Annotated in this window: 15 protein-coding genes; 13 read left to right on the top strand and 2 right to left on the bottom strand. The window is 46.0% G+C overall.

Annotation, left to right across the window (positions count from 1 at the left end; genetic code table 11):
• Positions 1–321: a hypothetical protein gene (locus tag ACMUEV_RS06365; RefSeq protein WP_242044564.1), complete on the top strand. Its 321-nt coding sequence runs from the start codon at positions 1–3 to the stop codon at positions 319–321.
• Between the two features lie 5 nt (positions 322–326).
• Here the strand turns inward: ACMUEV_RS06365 and ACMUEV_RS06360 are convergent, their stop codons facing one another.
• The gene (locus ACMUEV_RS06360; protein ID WP_190652149.1) at positions 327–1004 is read right to left on the bottom strand and encodes a GvpL/GvpF family gas vesicle protein; all 678 of its coding nucleotides are present in this window, start codon (positions 1002–1004) and stop codon (positions 327–329) included.
• A gap of 215 nt (positions 1005–1219) precedes the next feature.
• Here ACMUEV_RS06360 and ACMUEV_RS06355 point away from each other — a divergent pair, with 215 nt between their 5' ends.
• From ACMUEV_RS06355 to ACMUEV_RS06330, 6 genes are all read left to right on the top strand, one after another.
• Positions 1220–1930 (top strand): hypothetical protein, encoded by a 711-nt coding sequence (locus ACMUEV_RS06355; protein WP_190652150.1) that lies wholly within the window; start codon positions 1220–1222, stop codon positions 1928–1930.
• Positions 1931–2011: 81 nt separating this feature from the next.
• Positions 2012–2338, top strand: a complete 327-nt coding sequence (locus tag ACMUEV_RS06350; protein WP_225885677.1) for a photosystem I reaction center subunit IV — start codon at positions 2012–2014, stop codon at positions 2336–2338.
• Positions 2339–2441: 103 nt separating this feature from the next.
• Entirely contained in the window at positions 2442–3299 is an 858-nt protein-coding gene (locus ACMUEV_RS06345; RefSeq protein ID WP_190652151.1) for a DNA-formamidopyrimidine glycosylase, read from the top strand.
• A 204-nt stretch (positions 3300–3503) separates the two neighbouring features.
• The gene (gene minD, locus ACMUEV_RS06340; protein ID WP_017289986.1) at positions 3504–4304 is read left to right on the top strand and encodes a septum site-determining protein MinD; all 801 of its coding nucleotides are present in this window, start codon (positions 3504–3506) and stop codon (positions 4302–4304) included.
• A 53-nt stretch (positions 4305–4357) separates the two neighbouring features.
• Positions 4358–4753 carry a cell division topological specificity factor MinE gene (minE, locus tag ACMUEV_RS06335; protein ID WP_017289987.1) on the top strand — a complete coding sequence of 132 codons (396 nt, stop codon included), beginning with the start codon at positions 4358–4360 and terminating at the stop codon, positions 4751–4753.
• On the top strand, positions 4734–5576 hold the full coding sequence (locus ACMUEV_RS06330; protein WP_017289988.1) for a shikimate dehydrogenase: 843 nt from the start codon (positions 4734–4736) through the stop codon (positions 5574–5576). The genes minE and ACMUEV_RS06330 overlap by 20 nt, the downstream gene beginning before the upstream one ends.
• A 52-nt stretch (positions 5577–5628) precedes the next feature.
• Here the strand turns inward: ACMUEV_RS06330 and ACMUEV_RS06325 are convergent, their stop codons facing one another.
• On the bottom strand, positions 5629–7875 hold the full coding sequence (locus ACMUEV_RS06325) for a RelA/SpoT family protein (RefSeq protein WP_190652152.1): 2247 nt from the start codon (positions 7873–7875) through the stop codon (positions 5629–5631).
• Positions 7876–8381: 506 nt separating this feature from the next.
• On the opposite strand from ACMUEV_RS06325, the gene patD reads away from it, so the two are divergent.
• From patD to ACMUEV_RS06295, 6 genes are all read left to right on the top strand, one after another.
• Complete coding sequence (gene patD / locus ACMUEV_RS06320; RefSeq protein WP_190652153.1) at positions 8382–8732, top strand: heterocyst frequency control protein PatD; 351 nt, start codon at positions 8382–8384, stop codon at positions 8730–8732.
• A 9-nt stretch (positions 8733–8741) separates the two neighbouring features.
• Complete coding sequence (locus ACMUEV_RS06315; RefSeq protein ID WP_017289991.1) at positions 8742–9338, top strand: zf-TFIIB domain-containing protein; 597 nt, start codon at positions 8742–8744, stop codon at positions 9336–9338.
• A 901-nt stretch (positions 9339–10239) separates the two neighbouring features.
• Complete coding sequence (locus tag ACMUEV_RS06310) at positions 10240–14466, top strand: amino acid adenylation domain-containing protein (RefSeq protein ID WP_190652154.1); 4227 nt, start codon at positions 10240–10242, stop codon at positions 14464–14466.
• Between the two features lie 69 nt (positions 14467–14535).
• On the top strand, positions 14536–17196 hold the full coding sequence (locus ACMUEV_RS06305) for a hybrid sensor histidine kinase/response regulator (protein ID WP_190652155.1): 2661 nt from the start codon (positions 14536–14538) through the stop codon (positions 17194–17196).
• Complete coding sequence (locus ACMUEV_RS06300; RefSeq protein WP_190652156.1) at positions 17193–18533, top strand: response regulator; 1341 nt, start codon at positions 17193–17195, stop codon at positions 18531–18533. The genes ACMUEV_RS06305 and ACMUEV_RS06300 overlap by 4 nt, the downstream gene beginning before the upstream one ends.
• 57 nt (positions 18534–18590) lie before the next feature.
• Positions 18591–19313: a biotin--[acetyl-CoA-carboxylase] ligase gene (locus ACMUEV_RS06295; RefSeq protein WP_190652157.1), complete on the top strand. Its 723-nt coding sequence runs from the start codon at positions 18591–18593 to the stop codon at positions 19311–19313.
• Positions 19314–19411: the final 98 nt, after the last annotated feature.

The following is a 19411-nucleotide window of genomic DNA, read 5'->3' as shown; positions in this document are numbered from 1 at the left end:
ATGCCCTCTAACGCGATCGCCTGTTCACGCTGTCGCACACCGCTCAAAGCCTATGGACATCCCGGTATTGTCCTACACCGTGCTACCGGAACTGAATCGCTGTGTAAAACCTGCATTTATGACGCAGATGATTCTTGTAACTATCCACAGCGCCCAGAGGCACGGGAATGTACCATGTACCACAACATCACCGTGCCGATCCTGAGTACACCCACTCGATATGAGATGCAGCCCGGAGTCTGGCTTCGTCGTAATGCGGGTTGGATCGCATTAATTGCGTTAATCGTTTTAAGTCTCGGTTTGGTTTTGGCAAAACGTTAGACAGGTTAGACAAAGTGATAAGGCGGTAACGCCTCACCTAAACCCAATTCCCAATGCGGATACTGCTGCTGCCATTCATCCAAATGCTGATATAACTCCATCTCTTCTTGCTTATTTACTAATAAATAGAGTTTCTCCACTCCATCAGACCCCGCCTTCAGCATCGTATCGGGATAAATCTGTTCGATCTCAGTCAGAATTCGTTGAAATTCCTGCCGCTGCAATTCCTGCTGATCGAGTTGTAACTGGAAATGCTGTCGCTTCGCCTCAAAATACTCTCGTCCCTTTAGTTTGCCGTTCATCTCTGGATCATTCGGTAACTCGATCTCGATCGGCGTTAATTTCAATCGATACTCTGCTTTTCCTTCAAGCTGATTCAGCTTGTCTAAATATTGGGTTGCATTCTTTGATAAGTGTTTGAGTAAGCGATCGCGCGATAAAAACTGCGTCCCAAATCGCAGCGGGAGAATTGTCACCTGCCAAAACAAATCGCAGATCACGCGATCGTGCGTCAAAACAGCTTGGACTAATTGCGTATCATCCTTCTCGATCGTCTCAAACTCGAAATCTGGTTCTACTAAAGCAGACAAACCCTGAGTCGTAATGATTTCCAGTCTTCCGGCGATCCCTTCACTCAACTGTAGGGACGAACTTGGTGTTTTAAAGAAAGCGTAGGTATACATTGCGAGGCTTGATCGATGCTCCATCCTGAGTCTATGCGATCGACAAAGAATCCCACGGAAGTGCATACGAAAATTTGAAAATTAGGATGCGGCTTGAAATTTACAAAAGATGCTACAACTCTAAAATTAAAAATCCCGTAAAGATACGGATGTAGATCGGCAGAGCCACCCTTTCTCAGTGTTGAATGAATTGGATAAACAGGAAAATCGTACCTGTGGCAGATAAAGCGGGACGGAGAAATATGCGGTATGTTCTTTTGATCGGGCTAGCATCAGCTGGTTTTTTGCTCAGTGCACCGTTTGCCGGAGCAAGTACCCGCTCTAACGCACCCATTGAGGATGCAACGCGTGATTATTGGCGAGAAGCGCATCGATTGACCCAAGACCAAGTCAGATTGCTCGATCGTGTGGAACGATCTGCAGCGACTCCCGAAGCAACGCGTCTCAAAACGATCGGTGGACAAATTTTGCTCCATATTTCTGCGGTTGAGCGCTTTCTCAAATCCAATTATCCCAAGCCGGATTTCCTTTGCTCACCCCCTTCAGAACTTGGAGAAGTCGCAGGAACCGACGGCGCAAGCTTAGAACAAGTGCAAGTATATTGCGCGCTGCACCAATCGACGCATGACTTCACGACAATGCGATCGCAAGTCGATCGTCAAGCAAAGCTCATGAGCGCTCCCGTCGTCACCGCGAAAGTGACTCAACCTCTCAATCCTCGGACGATGAAGACCGGGCTATCTCCATCTGCACCTAGTCCTTCCACAGGATCAGTCACTATAAAGGGCGAAGTTCTCAGTCTAGTGCACTCGTCGCGGCAGCGATTAGCCCAAGTGCAGCCCGCATTCCCCGAGGCATTACAGTTCTCGATCGTGCCTAGCCCGGCAAATTTCTCCCCTCAATCTGCCGATTCGCGATCGCGCTAATGTTTCAGAATGTTTCAACCTGTGAAGCCAATCGCTGAACCGTTCAGATAGCGTAGTAAATTGGGGAAAATTGACCATCGTGTGGCAAATCTGGCATCATCCGCTCTTGCATTTGATCGCCACACTGAGTCCGTTAATTTTCAAAATAAAGGGAAAAGAACAATCATGGTTCAACGTGGTTCTAAAGTCCGCATTTTGCGCAAAGAGTCCTACTGGTATCGCGACATCGGCACAGTTGCGTCGATCGACCAAAGCGGTATCAAATATCCAGTGATCGTCCGTTTTGACAAGGTGAACTATACCGGATACAGCGGTACTGCCAGCGGTGTCAATACCAACAACTTCGCCCTTAGCGAACTTGAAGAAGTCGAAGCACCCAAGAAAGCTCCTAAAGCTGCGGCAAAATAAGCAAAGGGCGAGAAATCGCGGCTTTGTAATTGATACAATAAATCGGGCAAGAACGTTTCTTCTGTTTGTTCTTGCCCGATTTTTTATTCCCCGTGAGTTTTCTGTGCCAGAACTGCCTGAAGTCGAAACTGTGCGATTAGGACTCAATCAGGTGACGCTCCATCAACCGATCCAAGGCGGAGCCGTTTTACTCGATCGCACGATCGCTCATCCTTTATCGTCTGAATTCATCGACGGTCTGATCGGATTATCCATCCGAGAATGGCATCGCTACGGAAAATATCTGCTTGCCAAACTCGATCCGGTCGGTTGGTTAGGCGTGCATTTGCGAATGACCGGGCAGCTTTTGTGGATGAATCAAGCTGAACCGTTACAGAAACACACGCGCGTGAGATTCTTTTTTGAGCACGATCGAGAATTACGCTTTGTCGATCAGCGCACGTTTGGGCAAATCTGGCATGTCATCGGGGAACAAGACCCCAAAACCATCATCACAGGCTTGCAACGATTGGGTCACGAACCCTTTTCGGCGGAATTTTCAGACGAGTACTTTTACGCGCAGTTGCAGGGACGAAAACGCTCAATTAAAACGGCTCTACTCGATCAAATGCTTGTCGCAGGAGTCGGCAATATCTACGCCGATGAAGCCTTATTTTTAAGTGGAATTCACCCAGAAACGCTCTGTGCTGATCTCGATCCTGAGCAAGCCCAACGACTGCGAGTCAACGTGATCCGAGTGCTCACAGATAGCATTGCCGCGCGCGGCACAAGTTTTAGTGACTTTCGAGATGTATCGGGTGTGAATGGTAACTATGGCGGCATCGCTTGGGTATATGGGCGAGAGGGCGATCGCTGCCGAACCTGTGAAACCCCAATCGAGCGAGTCAAATTAGCCGGGAGATCGGCACATTTTTGTCCGAACTGCCAGCCGCCGTTTTCTCAGGCGGTTCGCAAACCGTAACGATGATTCACAAAAGCGGTAAATCTTTGTAGAGAAGCGATGTTGCTTTTTTGGCTTGCGCTATGCTGAAGCGATCGTAAAATCGGAAAGATTTTCTATTTTGCGATGAATTTAGAATTCGAGCTTAGAAAAATGCCGAATTCTGATATCCTATAAAACCTGTAATCGGCAAACTCCGTTCCTTTCAAAAGCTGATCTTAATTAATGGCGCGTATCATCGTAATTACCTCCGGAAAAGGTGGAGTCGGCAAAACCACCACAACTGCCAATCTCGGCATGGCACTTGCAAAACGGCGACGCAAAGTGGCGGTCATTGATGCTGACTTTGGGTTGAGAAATCTAGACTTGTTACTGGGACTGGAAAATCGGGTTGTCTATACTGCGGTCGAAGTTTTGGCAGGTCAATGCCGCCTCGAACAAGCCTTAGTCAAAGATAAACGCTTTCAGAATTTGGTCTTACTTCCGGCGGCTCAAAACCGCACCAAAGAAGCCGTGACTCCGGATCAAATGCGGCAACTGGTGAATGCATTAGCACGGGTGTATGAATATATCTTGATCGACTGTCCCGCTGGGATTGAAATGGGATTCCAAAACGCGATCGCGGCTGCGCGTGAAGCAATTATTGTTACGACCCCGGAAATTGCGGCGGTTCGAGATGGCGATCGCGTGATTGGACTGCTCGAAGCGAGTGGCATCAAACGGATTAACCTCATTGTCAACCGGATCAGACCAGGCATGGTACAAGCCAACGACATGATGTCAGTCGAAGACGTGCAGGAAATTCTGGCAGTGCAATTGCTCGGCGTCGTCCCAGATGATGAAAAAGTGATCGTCTCAACGAATAAAGGTGAGCCGCTGGTATTATCAGAAACACCCTCACAGGCAGCGACTGCTTTTGACAATATTGTGCGTCGTCTGGAGGGAGAACGAGTACCCTTGATGAGTCTCGAAGCTCCACCCGAAGGCTTCTTTTCACGTCTCTTCGGTAAATTTAAGAAAAAATAGTCCCTGTGTTTTGGGCTGTCCTTGTTCGCTTATCCCGTTTGCATCTTTAGCCAATGATCACTGAATTTCTAGAACGAATATTTCCTCGCGGGTTCGACAATAGCCGCAATGATGTCAAACGGCGATTGAAGCTAGTCCTCGCCCATGATCGAGCAGATTTGCCGCCGCATTTAGTTGAAGAATTACGTAAGGAAATTCTAGATGTCGTTTCGCGATATGTGGAATTGGATGAGGGTACGGAGTTCCAACTCGAAAATCATCAGCGATCGACTTCGCTGATCGCAAATTTGCCGATTCGTCGAATTCGTCCTATTCCAGATCCGACTCCCGAAGAAATGGCAATGGCTGTTCCAGATTTGACGCTGACTGAAGCAACGTTAACTGAAGAAGACTCTGATCATAAGCAACTCGATTTGCTCAAGCCTGAGAATGAAGCAAATAACGGGTAAAACGAAACTTCTGGGAGTGATTGGCGATCCGATCGAGCATTCTCTCTCCCCAATCATGCACAATGCTGCGATCGAGAAGATGGGCCTAGATTTTATCTATGTTCCATTTCGAGTTCGAGATTTGAAACCTGCGATCGCAGGTTTTGCCGCGATCGATTTGCAAGGGTTTAGTATTACGATTCCGCATAAGCAGGCAATCATTCCTCTGCTGTCTGAAATTACGGATGCAGCAAAAGCCATTGGCGCGGTGAATACCGTGTGGAAAGGGGAATCGGGCTGGATTGGAACAAATACCGATATCACAGGATTTCTTGCGCCCTTGCGATCTCACGCCCCCTCGGTTGCAGTTGTCCTAGGAAATGGAGGTGCGGCGCGGGCAGTTGTTGCCGGATGTGCTGAGTTAGGATGTTCTGAAATTCATGTAGTGGGACGCAGCAAACTTCAGGAATTTCAGGCAGCTTGGAACTTAAGCGCTTTGAAGACGCACACTTGGGATCAGCTTTCTGATCTGTTGCCTCATGCCGATTTGATTGTCAATACAACGCCGATCGGCATGTCGCCGAATTTTGATGATTCTCCCATCACGGATCACCAAGCAGAACGGATTCAAGAAAATGCGATCGCATATGATCTCATCTATGTGCCGAATCCGACGCGATTTTTAAAACAGGCACAGCAACAGGGAGCAACCGCGATCGACGGATTAGAGATGCTCGTTCAGCAAGGTGCAGCAGCATTGAAAATCTGGACTCAGCAAGAGGTTCCAGTCGAGGTGATGCGACAAGCTTTACAGAACCATTTGGGGTTAGCTCATTCAAGCTAGAGACTGCGATTAACGCGCTCAATCCGTGAATTGAGCGCAGTTGAATCCCCAACTAAGCTTCTTCTAGCTGGCTCACACGTCGCATATTCAGCACGTCTGTCATTTTCTTAATCTGAGCAAACGTGCGTTCAAGCTGAGCATGATCACAAATATCAATACCCAAATCAATTACCGCCGTTTGATCCGGGAAGGTTTTGACTTGGGCATTGCGGACGTTGATATTGTTGTCCGTTAAGCGAGACAGAATATCTTTGAGGACTCCAACGCGATCGATGACTTCAATTTGAATATCAATCGGATAAGTCTGAGCGCGCCCTTTCGCAGGTTCGACTGGATTCCAACTCAGCGGCACTAAGCGATCACCCGGAATCGAATCCACATTCGGACAGCCTTGACGGTGAATGGAAATCCCACGATTACTACGAGTGACCACGCCAATAATCGGCTCTCCAGGAATCGGGTTACAACATCCCGCCATATGGTGCAGCAGATCTTCAACACCTGCGATCGGATGTTTTGTCGTGGGAGCAGGAAGCGATCGCGGCGCAGACGGGAGCGGAATCACACCACTATTCAAGCTATCCGAGGGAGCAGGAGCGGGATTAGCCAGAGACTGCTGAGCTTTGACGGCATCGCGAATCCGGTTGAGTGCCAGGTTGAGAGTGATTTCGCCATAACCGACTGCGGCAACGAAATCCTCAACATTGTGATAGTTACATCGCTCAGCCGCTGTCAGCATCGGAGCCGATTTCATTAAAGCTTCAAAGCCATTTTTGCCGAGTTCTTTCTCCAGCATTTCTCGACCGCGCAAGACATTCTCATCATGATGCGATCGCTTATAAGCCTGCCGAATTCGATTTCTTGCGCCTGCTGTCACGACAAAATTCAACCAATCCAAGCTAGGACGGGCATTCTTTTGCGTAATGATTTCAACAATATCGCCCATTTGCAGCGGGGTATCGAGTTGAACCATCCGACCATTGACTCTTGCACCTGCACAGTGATTTCCCACTTCGGTGTGAATCCGATACGCAAAATCTACCGGAGTCGATCGTGGACTGAGTGAAACGACCTCACCTTTGGGCGTAAAGACAAAGACATCGCCATCAAATAAATTGTCTTTGATGCCATCGAGATATTCTTGCGCGTCTTTGAGGTCTTTTTGCCAATCGAGTAGCTGACGTAGCCAGGTAAACTTCTCATCGGTTTTCGTCAGTTGCGACGTAGAACCACCCGACTCTTTATATTTCCAGTGAGCCGCGATCCCATATTCCGCAACATGATGCATTTCTAGGGTGCGGATCTGAACTTCTAAAGGCTGACCCGTTTCACCAATCACAACCGTATGCAACGATTGATATCGGTTCGGTTTGGGTAGACCAATGTAATCTTTGAAGCGTCCAGGAATCGGACGAAATGTGTCATGTACGATCGCGAGGGCACGATAACATTCATCATTGCTCTCGACAATGATCCGAATTGCAGCGACATCATAAATTTCGTCATAGCCTTTTTGCTGACGCTGCATCTTTTGATAAATGCCGTACAAGTGTTTCGGTCGTCCGCTCACTTCGACACAGCGCACACCCACTTCTTCCAGTCGTTTCTTAAAAGCGGCTGCAACTTCACTCAGGCGAGATTCGCGATCGGCTCGTTTCTCGGATACTAATTGCTGGATTTCTCGATAGCCCTCAGTTTCAAGATACTTAAAGGCGAGATCTTCGAGTTCCCACTTGATGTTTCCAATCCCCAATCGATTCGCGAGCGGTGCAAAGATTTCGCGAGTTTCGAGGGAGATGCGGCGTTGCTTCTCCGGAGCAAGATGTTCGAGCGTCCGCATATTGTGTAAGCGATCGGCAAGCTTCACCACAATCACGCGAATGTCTTGCGCCATAGCTAAGAACATGCGGCGGAAATTTTCAGCTTGTCGCTCTGTTTTGCTAGAAATATTGAGTTTTGAAAGCTTGGTTACGCCTTCAACCAAACATCGCACTTCTGAACCAAAGCGTTCTTCAATTTCTTCGACGGTAACGTCTGTGTCCTCAACGACATCATGAAGAAAGCCCGCTGCAATCATGACGCTACTGCCACCGAGATCCCGGAGAATCCCTGCTACCGCAACTGGATGAGCAATATAAGGTTCTCCAGAAGCGCGGGTTTGCCCTTCGTGTAGTTTGTAGGCAAACTCGAACGCGCGGCAAACTAGACTCGGATCGTCGTCTGAAGGGTCGAGAAAACACTCCCGTAACCAATCCGGTAAAGCAAAATCAATGGTGGGTAGAGAGGCAGCTACATTCATGCTGTTTCGCGTGACTAGAGTGCAGTTTCAGATTGTGAATTTATGAAATTGAATAAAACGTATCGTCCTATACAAAGTTTAGAAGTAATAGAGAAAGAGTCTAGCATGAGGAACCTGCCCATCTGCTAGACAACAAAGTTAAAATGAACAATCGATAACCTGTAAGACGGCTTGTCCAAGTCGCTCGGACTTGAAGAAGGTGTTCAGACATCGATGCCGGAGGAAAATTGAGAGTCTGCCTTAAACTTGGTTAAGACGATCGCACGTACCGTTCATTTTATCAATGGCGATACGTTTCTTCCCAAAGATCCTCGCTAGAATTGAAAATTTTTGATCGAATCTAACCCAGTGAATTCTCACAGTTATGAGTCTGTACTCTACACGATGTCTTCGGTTTTAGCTCGAATTTACACTGAGGTTTATCGCATTCTACGAAAACAAGATTTTGCGTAAGTCTTGTGGGGTCAGTGATCCCCGTTTTTATACTGAATTGAAAAAGTTTAGATATGTTAACAGAGAACCAAGTACATTTATTTCGTGCGTTTCACACTGGATTAGGATCGCTCAATCAATTGTTAAACTCTTCCGAATTCGATCGACAAATCTTTGCTCAAACGTGGCAGTCACTTCAAAAAATCTTTTCAGAAGAAATTCAATCCATCCAATCGGATGTCTACCGAATCCATTCAGTTTTGGTTGAAATCAATAAACAGATGAGGCTGTTAGGAATGGATGCGATGTTTCTCAAGACAGCACGACAGCCAGAGACGGTGCAAGGTCGGATCGAACAGATTCGCGATCGAGTGACTTTACTAATGAACTACTGCACTGTACTTTTGGAGTCGGATGGAATTTGAGGTCGCGTGATGCAGTGTCCTAAAGAACGGAAAATTACGCTAAACGATGGGCGATTGGCTGAGTCGTTAGAGGTGAAGGAATGCCCAGAGTGTCAGGGAGCGTGGATTCCACTGGAAAATTATCAGGTGTGGCAAGCAGAACGCGAACGACCGAAAACGGTTGCAGACTTGATCCCAAAAACATTAGATGTCGAATTTACTCCATCGCCTCATGATGCGAAGGCGGCTTTTTGTCCTGAGTGTGGCTGTTATTTGGCGCGGGTCAAAGTGGGGATGAAAAATCCGTTTTATGTAGAGCGGTGTTTGAGTTGTGGAGGAATTTGGTGCGATCGCGGAGAATGGGCTGCACTGGAAACGATGGGCTTGAATATTGCGATCGAGCAACTATTTTCAAGCGAGTGGCAGGTTTTGTCGAGAGAGCGAGAGCATTTGGCGATCGAGAAGCAGGCGACTATCGATCGCTTGGGAGAGGATTTAGCACACCGAGTGTTTGCGTTGGCAGAAGAGTTGGAGAAGCATTCGCACGGGGATTTTGGGGTTGCATATTTGATGCGACGATTTGAGAATTTTACCCAGGAATTAGAGCGGGCGAAGAGAAAGAGTTGACCATAAGGGATGATGGCTCTAGTCGTCAATTGCATTTATGTTGTGGAGCGGGTAGAGAGGGGAGAGGGATGCTAGAAATGATAGTTCTTGCTCCCCTCATCTAAAACTTGAGAGAAATCTAAACTATGAGATCGACTACTTTAGATCGACATTAATTAGTGTTCTTACAATTAGCACTTGCATAGTTAGAATAAAGCATGCTTCTTTTCAAGCTAAAGCATATTAAAGTCGATTCAATTTGAAATTTCACAAGTTTTAGAAATTTAAAATTAAAGAATTTCATCTATTAACTCAAGTGAAAAGCCTCAAACAAAATCAAAGCAGGAAGTGCTACTAGCACTAAAAGAAATGTATCTTAATTAAGATAGTGGCATTTTACTTAATTAGCGCAGATTGTTAAGTAGAAAAAATGCATAAGTTGATCACTATCTTTAAGTCAGGCTCTGAATATTCGCTGAAAAGAAGACCTTGAATTATACAGATTCTTTAAGTATCAGCCTTGATTTTACCTAAGTGCTTCAATTATCCATGCGGTGTACCGTATCTCTGAGTTGAGCGTATCTTCCTCTGTCTGTTCAGTATTCTTAGCTGCCCTACTCAGCTTTGCTTCTGAGTACATTTCCTAATTTTAGATATCCCTGACTAATTATTCTATGGGCTGGGAAATATATAGTTTAGAGCCTATCCAAAATCTGCAGAGGCAGATTTTGACACAACCCAGTTTAATATCTCCCAGCCTCAAGTAAATTCCGGAAAACTGAGTGATTTTTATATTTTTTTGATCTATGACTTGATTCTATAAATCTCAAAGAGTTGAGTCTTTATTAATTTGAGTTCGGGAATTCTCGTTGTAGGAAAGATGCGATAGTCTCCCTACTTTCTTCAACTTTACAGAAAACATATGCGCACTGCTCTTCAAGATTGTCTCATTCACCAATTGGTTGAATCTCAAGTCATTCGATCTCCGCATGAGATCGCTGCCATCTTTGATGAAGAAACAATCACTTACCAAGAACTGAATCAGCGTGCCAACCAACTCGCACATTACTTAAGGTCAGTTGGGGTATCGCCAGAAACATTCGTGGGTATTTGTGTTGAGCGATCGCTGAAAATGCTGATCGTCATGCTCGGCATTCTCAAGGCTGGCGGAACCTACATCCCCCTTGATCCGAACTATCCTGCTGAACGTCTGACGTTTATTGTAGAGAACTCAGAACTCTCGATCGTCATTACCCAATCTCATCTGGCATCTTTCTCAAACTGCCAAACTCTCGATATTGACGCAGACTGGGCAACTATCTCGCAGCAACCAACTCACAACCTAGAAATCACAGGTCATTCTGATCACCTTGCTTATGTGATCTATACTTCTGGCTCTACAGGCAAACCGAAAGGGGTACAGATTACTCATCGAGGAGTTGTAAATTTTCTGCTTTCGATGCAGCAAGAGCCAGGGATTTCATCTGACGATCGTTTGCTTGCGGTTACGACGATCTCCTTCGACATCGCAGTTTTAGAACTCTTTTTGCCGCTAATCGTTGGAGCTTGCGTTAATATTGTCCCGACTCAGATCACAGCAGATGGGCAACGTCTGATTCAACTCCTTGATACTTTCGAGGCAACCATCATGCAGGCAACTCCAGCAACTTGGCGACTTCTCTTGCAATCCGGTTGGCAAGGTCGTCCAACCCTGAAGATGCTCTGTGGCGGCGAAGCAATGACTCGATCGCTTGCCAATCAACTCTTAGACAAAGGTGCGTCGCTTTGGAACCTGTACGGTCCAACTGAGACAACGATCTGGTCTGCACTACATCGAGTAGAACCTGGCACTGAGTCCGTTCCCATTGGACACCCCATTGCCAACACGCAAATCTATCTCATCGAGACGAAATCGCGACGAAAAACTGATCCAATTATTCCAGTCCCGGTCGGTGTGGCGGGCGAATTGTGTATCGGTGGTGAGGGAGTTGCAAGAGGTTACTATAAGCGTCCAGAACTCAATGACGAAAAATTCATTGCTGATCCATTTAGCACCAGAACCGGAGATCGATTGTATCGAACTGGAGACTTAGCGCGGTATCGAGCAGATGGCACAATCGAGTTTATTGGTCGCATTGACCATCAAGCAAAAATCCGGGGCTACCGAGTTGAACTCGGCGAGGTCGAAGCTGCCATTAGTCAATCCTCGATCGTGCAAGAAACAGCAGTCATCGCAAAAGAAGATAGTTCTGGAAATCAGCGCTTAATTGCTTACATCGTCTCAAAAGAAAGCGAAGAAAAAACACTGCAATTTCAGCAAGTTGAGCACTGGAAAACCGTATGGGATCATGCCTATCAACAGACGACTCCAGTCGAAGATAGTACGTTTAATCTCCAAGGCTGGATAGATAGCTATACGGGATTACGAACAGACGCACAAGTCATGCAGGAATGGCTTAATTTGACGATCGATCGCATTTTGGCACTCCGTCCAAAACGAATTCTAGAAATTGGGTGTGGAACAGGTCTACTTTTATTCCGCTTAGCTCAGTACTGCGATCGCTATCACGGAATTGATGTGACTTCAGAAGCCGTGAAGTATATTCAACGCCAAGAACTCAACCAATTGGGCAGACGGGCACATGTGACCGTTGCTCAATGTGCTGCTCATGAAATTGACGATTTAGAAAGCTTTGACACCATTATTATCAATTCTGTTGTGCAGTATTTTCCAAATGCACAATACTTGACAACAGTGATTGAGAAAGCAGTAAAACTTCTGCAACCTGGGGGACGCATCTTTATTGGCGATGTGCGTAGTTTGCCTTTACTCGAAACATTCCACACGTCAGTTCAGCTTAGGCAACCTGTTGACTCGGTGACGCAACTTCGATCGAGAGTATACGATCGCATCATTCAAGAAAAAGAATTAGTCATTGATCCTGCATTTTTCCAGAATCTTGTTCAGCGTATTCCCCACCTCAAGACTGCTGAAATCGAGCTAAAACGAGGTCGATCTGACTCTGAACTGAACCGATTTCGGTATGATGTCACCTTACACCTTGAGTCCGAACAGCCTAGTATCTCTCAATTTCATCAATTGGATTGGGTGCGAGATCGAGTCAGCTTAGCAACGCTGCGATCGCATTTTGGAAAAATGCCGCTCAGGATTACTGGAATTCCAGATGCTCGCCTACAAGCAGACTTACAAGCAGTAGAACTGCTCAAAAATGCACAGGATTCTGCCACGATTGAGCAGTTGCTTACAGCCCCCCAAACATATTCTGGGATTCATCCGGAAGACTTAATCAGCCGAGCATTCGGCTACAAAGTTAAGCTGATGTGTTCAGACCAGCCTGGATTCTACGAGGCTTGGATTTATCAATCTGAAGTCTGTCAATTTCCAAGTGCAGTATTTCCGATTCCAGAAGCTTATACGAATTCTCCACTTCAGGTCATTGAGAAACCTCAACTCACGCTACAACTTCGCCAATTTCTTCGCGATAAACTGCCCAGCTACATGATTCCGTCAGTATTTGTGTGGCTAGAAAAACTTCCACTCACGCCAAATGGAAAAATTGACCGTCGTGCGTTGCCAGAACCCAAAACTGTGCATGCAGAACGCAGTTCATCTGCTCCCAAAACTCCTCAAGAGCAGCAAATGGCAGCAATTTGGGCAGAGGTGCTAGAAACCGAAGCAATTGGCATTGAGGACAATTTCTTTGAAGTTGGTGGACATTCGCTGTTGGCAGTTCAGCTTCTAGCACAGGTCAAAGCAACTTTTGATGTTGAAATTCCGTTGTTTTATTTATTCAAAGATCCAACTATCAAAGGATTGCTCAATGCGATCGCCCAAATTCAGTCCTTGGATATCAGCCAGCCCCACAGTCTACTCGACTTAGAGGCTGAAACTCAGCTAGATCCCAAAATCAAGCCTGAAACAGAATTCATCCCAACGACTCCAACTGGAATCTTTCTCACAGGTGCAACAGGCTTTCTAGGCGCATTCTTGCTCTATGAACTCCTCCAGCAAACTTCTGCTAAGCTCTACTGTTTAGTTCGCGCTTCCAATGCCAGAGATGGATTCGCTCGAATTCAGGCGAATCTAGAACGGTACTTAATTTGGAATCAGGAACTCAGTGATCGCATTATTCCAGTCATCGGCGATTTGACCCAGCCCTATCTTGGACTCTCAGAATCTGAGTTTCTGACCCTAGCAAGTCAAACAGAAGTTATCTATCACAGCGGTGCGTTAATTAATCTTGCTTATCCATACTCTGCACTGCGAGCCAGCAATGTTGGAGGGACAGAAGAGATTTTGAGACTGGCAAGCTGGGTCAAACTCAAATCTGTTCACTTTGTTTCCACGTTGGATGTGTTCCAATCGCCAGCCTATTTCCAGGATCAGCCTATCTTTGAACAGACTCCCCTCACTCACGGTCATGAACTTTATCGCGGCTACGCTCAAACAAAATGGGTCGCAGAAAGACTGCTACAGACAGCCCGCGATCGCGGAATTCCAGTAAATATCTATCGTCCAGGAATGATCTCTGGACATAGCGAAACGGGCGTATCACCCGTCACTGATTTACTATGTCGGTTCTTAAAAGGCATCATTCAACTGAAAACTGCCCCGATTCTTGACCGACCCATTTCAATGGTTCCAGTCGATTATGTGAGTAAGGCGATCGTGCATCTCGCACAACAATCGACCGAATGCGGACAAGTTTTTCACCTGACCAATCCCAATTCTTCACAGCTTGGGCAACTCGTTCATGACCTCCAGCAATTCGGCTACGAGATTGAAGAAATCCCCTACGATCGCTGGCTGTCTCTTCTGAGATCTCTCTCAGAAGAGAATGCGCTAGCTCCACTCGCTGCCCTTTTCAATGAACGCTCAGACGTCCATCAAACTTATTTAGAAACGTCGCTGTTGAGTAACCAGCATTTCGATTGTCAATCTACTCTCCAAGGCTTGCGAGGGACTTCCATTGTCTGCCCTGCTAGTAACACTCAGTTGTTGAAAACTTACTTTGACTATTTCGATCGGACTAAATTCCTAACTCAAAACCAGTCCCACTCCTCAGTGCGCTGGATTCCGAACCTCGCAACTGAATCGCCATCATTTTCGAAAACACCTACTAGGTAGGTGTTCCCGACTCCGGAATGTTTATGAGTTGAATTAGGGAACATTGTGGTAAGCATTCTCACCTTGACTATGAAAAAAGCATTGCGACACTCAATTGGATCGAACTTATTTATCTATGTTTTGAGCGGTGCATTGATTGGACTGGGCGGCATGTCCTACTTCTTTTATAGGACTTTGGAGAAGAATGCTGAAAGCGAGATTCAAAGCCGTCTCAAAACACAAGTTCGATCGATTGAATCCCAGTTAGCCAAAGTTGAACAATCGACTGAAGATTTAGAAGCTAGTGTTCGCACGCTTCACAATCTTGGAGTAAAAGACGCAGATGCCTATAAGCAGCTTGTCTTTGAACTCTTCCAACGACGTTCACCCTTAACAATGGCTTTCGGGTTTGGGCAACTTTCTAATCAGGTTGTGCCTGATCGTCAATGGTACTGGCCTTACTTCTACGTTGATCAGAAAGCACCCGGTCAAATTGGTCAATTACTTCCCGCTCCAAATCAACACATCCGGTTTGCCGATCTCTTTCAAGATGACGACTATCCCAACAAAGCTTACTACAAAGATGTCATTCGGGCTGGGCAGGACATTTGGCTAGAACCCTACCTTTGGTATGGTCAAACGCTAACGACATTTTCGAGCTTCATCTTTGATGACCAAAATCGGGCAATCGGGGTCACGGGGCTGGACATTAACGTATCTGTGCTGAGTGAACAGCTATATACTTCAGTCAAGAGTGGAGGAGGCTACTTCGCGATTTTAAGTGAGAAAGGTAATCTTCTGACTTATCCACCCGATCAAGCGAAAGCAAAAAAACTGGCATCCCATAAAGATGTGCCAGAACTCGATCGAGTCTGGCAACAAATTCAGGGGCAACAAGCTGGGATTTTACAAGCTGAAGGTTCGTATTGGGCGTATGAGCGGGTACGCGGCACAAACTGGACGATGCTCGCTTCTGTTCCTCGATCAATTATCTTACTGCCTGTTTTATCGATTACAGTCGGTGGGGCAGTCGGTGCAGGAACTGTTTTAGCGATCGTCGTTTTTCTGTTTGTGCGCCGTCTTAATTCCCGATTAGAACCCATTCTAGTAGGGTGTAACCAACTTGCAGAAGCCGATGCTCAGCGCCTTTCGCGCTTAAATAGAGAGCTGACAGAAACTGAGACTTCAACTTCGAGCATCCAGCATGCGGACGAACTGGAAGTTCTAGAATCTGCGTTTCAACGAATGGCGGCCCAGATCAACGAATCATTTGAAGAATTAGAACTCCGAGTTGAGGCAAGAACGTCTGAATTAAAGCACGCCAAAGAACTTGCAGATAGTGCGAATCGCGCCAAGAGCGAATTTTTGGCAAATATGAGCCACGAACTGCGAACGCCGCTCAACGGGATTTTGGGATATACCCAGATTTTACAGCGATCAACGCGGCTCGATATTAAAGAGCAACGTGGAATTGGCGTGATTCACCAATGTGCAACTCATTTGCTCACCCTCATCAATGATGTTTTAGATCTGTCAAAGATCGAAGCGCGCAAAATGGAGTTGAACTCAGTTGACTTTTCACTCTCTTCTTTCTTGCAGAGTGTAGTCGAGATGTGCAGCATTCGGGCAGAACAACGTGGCATTGAGTTTCGATATCAGTTTCAAAGTACACTGCCCAAGTATGTTCATGCAGACGAAAAGCGACTTCGACAAGTCTTAATCAATTTATTAGGCAACGCGATCAAGTTTACCGAACAAGGGCAAGTGACATTTTCAGTCCTTACCTGCTCTGAAGGTAGCCCTTATAATTTGAGGTTTGAAGTAGAAGATACCGGATCAGGCATGACTCCTGAGCAATTGCAAAAAATCTTCCTGCCTTTCGAGCAGGTTGGAGGCGTTGAGAAACGCTCAGAAGGAACTGGGCTAGGTCTAACCATCAGTCAGACGATCGTGCAATTGATGGGCGGAACTATCCAAGTTGAAAGCCAATTGGGTCAGGGTAGCCGATTCTGGTTTGAAATTCCACTCGCTGCTGCGATCGACAATGTTCCACAGACTCCTGACTTTAACGCGAGTCGGATTATCGGTATGATTGGCAGCCGACGCAAAATTCTCATCGTTGACGATCGAGAAGAAAATCGATTGGTTCTGCGAAGTCTACTAGAACCGATTGGATTTGAGATTTTTGAGGCAGAGACCGGAAGAGCTGGACTCAATGAAGTACTGCGAATTCATCCTGATCTCCTCATTACAGACCTGATGATGCCTGAGATGCAAGGTGACGAACTGCTCATACAGATTCGGAAAATGTCAGAATTTCAGGATTTAAGAGCGATTATGTCTTCGGCCAGTGTGTTTGAAGAAGATCGCCAAATCAGCGTAGATGCAGGCGCAGATGCTTTTCTGCCGAAGCCGATCGAAGCTTATGTGCTGTTTGATTTACTTCAGCAACTGCTTCAGCTTGAATGGATTTACGACGACTCTAAATCAGAAAGTGAACTTGCTCAGCCGCCTGAATCACCGACTTCAGATGCAGTGGAACTGCCTGATCCATCTGTATTATCCGGACTCTACGACCTTGCTCGCAAGGGTTTGCTGAATGATCTAACTCAACAGCTTGAGACCTTAGAGAGCGCTAATCCAATGCTGAAACCGTTCTGTCACTTGATCAGCACTTGGGCAGAAGATTTCCAGTTAAAAAAGATTCGTACATTCTTAGAACAGCACTTAGTAGATAAGGAGAGATCATGAAGTCTGCCGATCAAAGTATTCTTATCGTGGATGATAATCCGACGAATCTCAAGGTACTATCCGAAGCGATCACCAGTGAGGGATTCCAAGTTTCGGTTGCTTTAGATGGCGAGAGTGCCTTAGAGCAAATGGCGTATCATCAACCTGCTTTAGTCTTATTAGATGTCATGATGCCGGGAATTGATGGGTTTGAAACTTGCCGCCGAATGCAGGCGAATCCGATTTTCCAAGATATTCCTGTGATTTTCATGACCGCTTTATCTGAGACTGAACATAAAGTAAAAGGGCTAGCCGTTGGAGCAGTCGATTATATTACCAAACCTTTTCAGCATGAGGAAGTATTGGCGCGCGTAAAAGTGCATCTACGATTGCGCCATCTGAGCCAACAACTCGAAGTTCAAAATGAGGTGCTGAAACAATTTAATGAAACACTAGAAGAGAAAGTTGAGCAGCGTACAGCTGAGCTACAGCAGGCTCAGATACAACTCATTCAACAAGAAAAACTATCATCTTTAGGGCAAATGGTTGCAGGTGTTGCGCATGAGATTAACAATCCTGTGAACTTTATTTATGGCAATGTTGTTCCGGCTCAACAGTATGTGGAAGACTTGCTAAGTCTTGTAAATCTCTATCGCTCTCAGTATCCTGAACCGAATTCTGTGATTCAGTCTGCACTCGAAGATCTCGATTTTGATTTCATTGCCGTGGATCTCCCGAAGCTGCTCAATTCGATGCAAGTTGGAGCAGATCGGATTCACGACATTGTGCGATCGCTCCGTAATTTTTCCCGACTAGATGAGGCAGAACGCAAATGCGTCGATCTGCATGAAGGCATCGAAAATACGTTAATGATTTTGAGCCATCGTTTGAAGGTTCAGACAACACAACCCGAGATTAAATTGTTGCGAGAATACGGTGAGATACCCAAAGTCGTTTGTTTTCCGGGACAGCTCAACCAAGTCGTAATGAATCTTCTAGCGAATGCGATCGATGAGTTAGAAAGTAAACGTATTGCCCAGCCTGAGATTCGGATTCAGACTGAACTTGCTGGTGCAGATTCGGTTAGAATTCGCATTATTGATAATGGTGCAGGTATTCCAGAAACAATTCAACAAAAGATTTTTAATCCATTTTTCACAACGAAAGAAGTTGGCAAAGGGACAGGATTAGGTTTATCGATTAGCCATCAGATTGTTGTTGGCAAGCATGGCGGAAATTTGTATTGTCGATCGATTCTGGGGCAGGGAACTGAATTTGGGATTGAAATTCCGATCCATCAGCCCGAATCGGACTCCGAACGCTTATTGAGTTGTGGAATGCGGGATTCTGCCGCATAGAGCGGGAACACAGTGAGATTACAATGATCACAGGTGTTTTAATCGGTTGATGAATTTGTGTATGATTGGCTATGTCTGCTCGAAAGCTGCGAAAGTACGAATACTTGGGCATTAGAACAACTTTCTCAGTTAAAACATGGGGATGTAGTATTTACCCGTGAGCAGACCGCAGGACGGGGACAGTTTGATCGCGTCTGGCATTCACAGCCTGGAATACTCACAGCCAGCTTTGTACTAGATTTACCAGTCACGCAATTATCTGGATTCAGCCTCATTGCTGGTCTTGCTGTGATTCAAGCCATTGAATCCCTACTGCCCGTTAAGCTTCAACTCAAATGGACAAATGATGTGTTTGCAGCAGGTCAAAAGCTAGCAGGAATTTTATGCGAATCACGCCTGCAAGCAGATCAAGCGCGCCTCGTCGTCGGAGTTGGATTAAATCGCATCAGTGTTCCAGAATTCGTCACTCAAGCCATTAGTCTCAGCCAGCTTTCAGCAACCGTGCCAGATGAGGAAGAATTAATCACTCACTTGCGCGACTCTCTCTTGCGATTCAGTCAGTACTCTTTAGCAGAATTACTTCCAGAACTTCGAGCTAAAGATTTTCTATATCGACAAATCATTGAATTTCAAACCTCAAGTGAAATCTTAATTGGAGAAGCAGCAGGAATTGATGAAGAAGGACGGCTCCTGATGCGATTACCAAACGGGATAGAAGCATTTCGATCGGGGCGAGTTTTGAGAATTCACAAGTCCGAATGGGAAAACCAAAGGAAATAAAAAGCTCGCTGGAAAGACACAATGTCTAGGCACGTCAAAAGCTTCAGCCATAAGATTAACAGGACATTGATCACTCTCAATTCCCAGAGGGAACAGAA

This window comes from Leptolyngbya sp. FACHB-1624 (genome assembly GCF_047649235.1).
Taxonomy (GTDB): Bacteria; Cyanobacteriota; Cyanobacteriia; order Leptolyngbyales; family Leptolyngbyaceae; genus Leptolyngbya; species Leptolyngbya boryana.
This window is presented reverse-complemented; position numbering and strand designations above follow the sequence as displayed.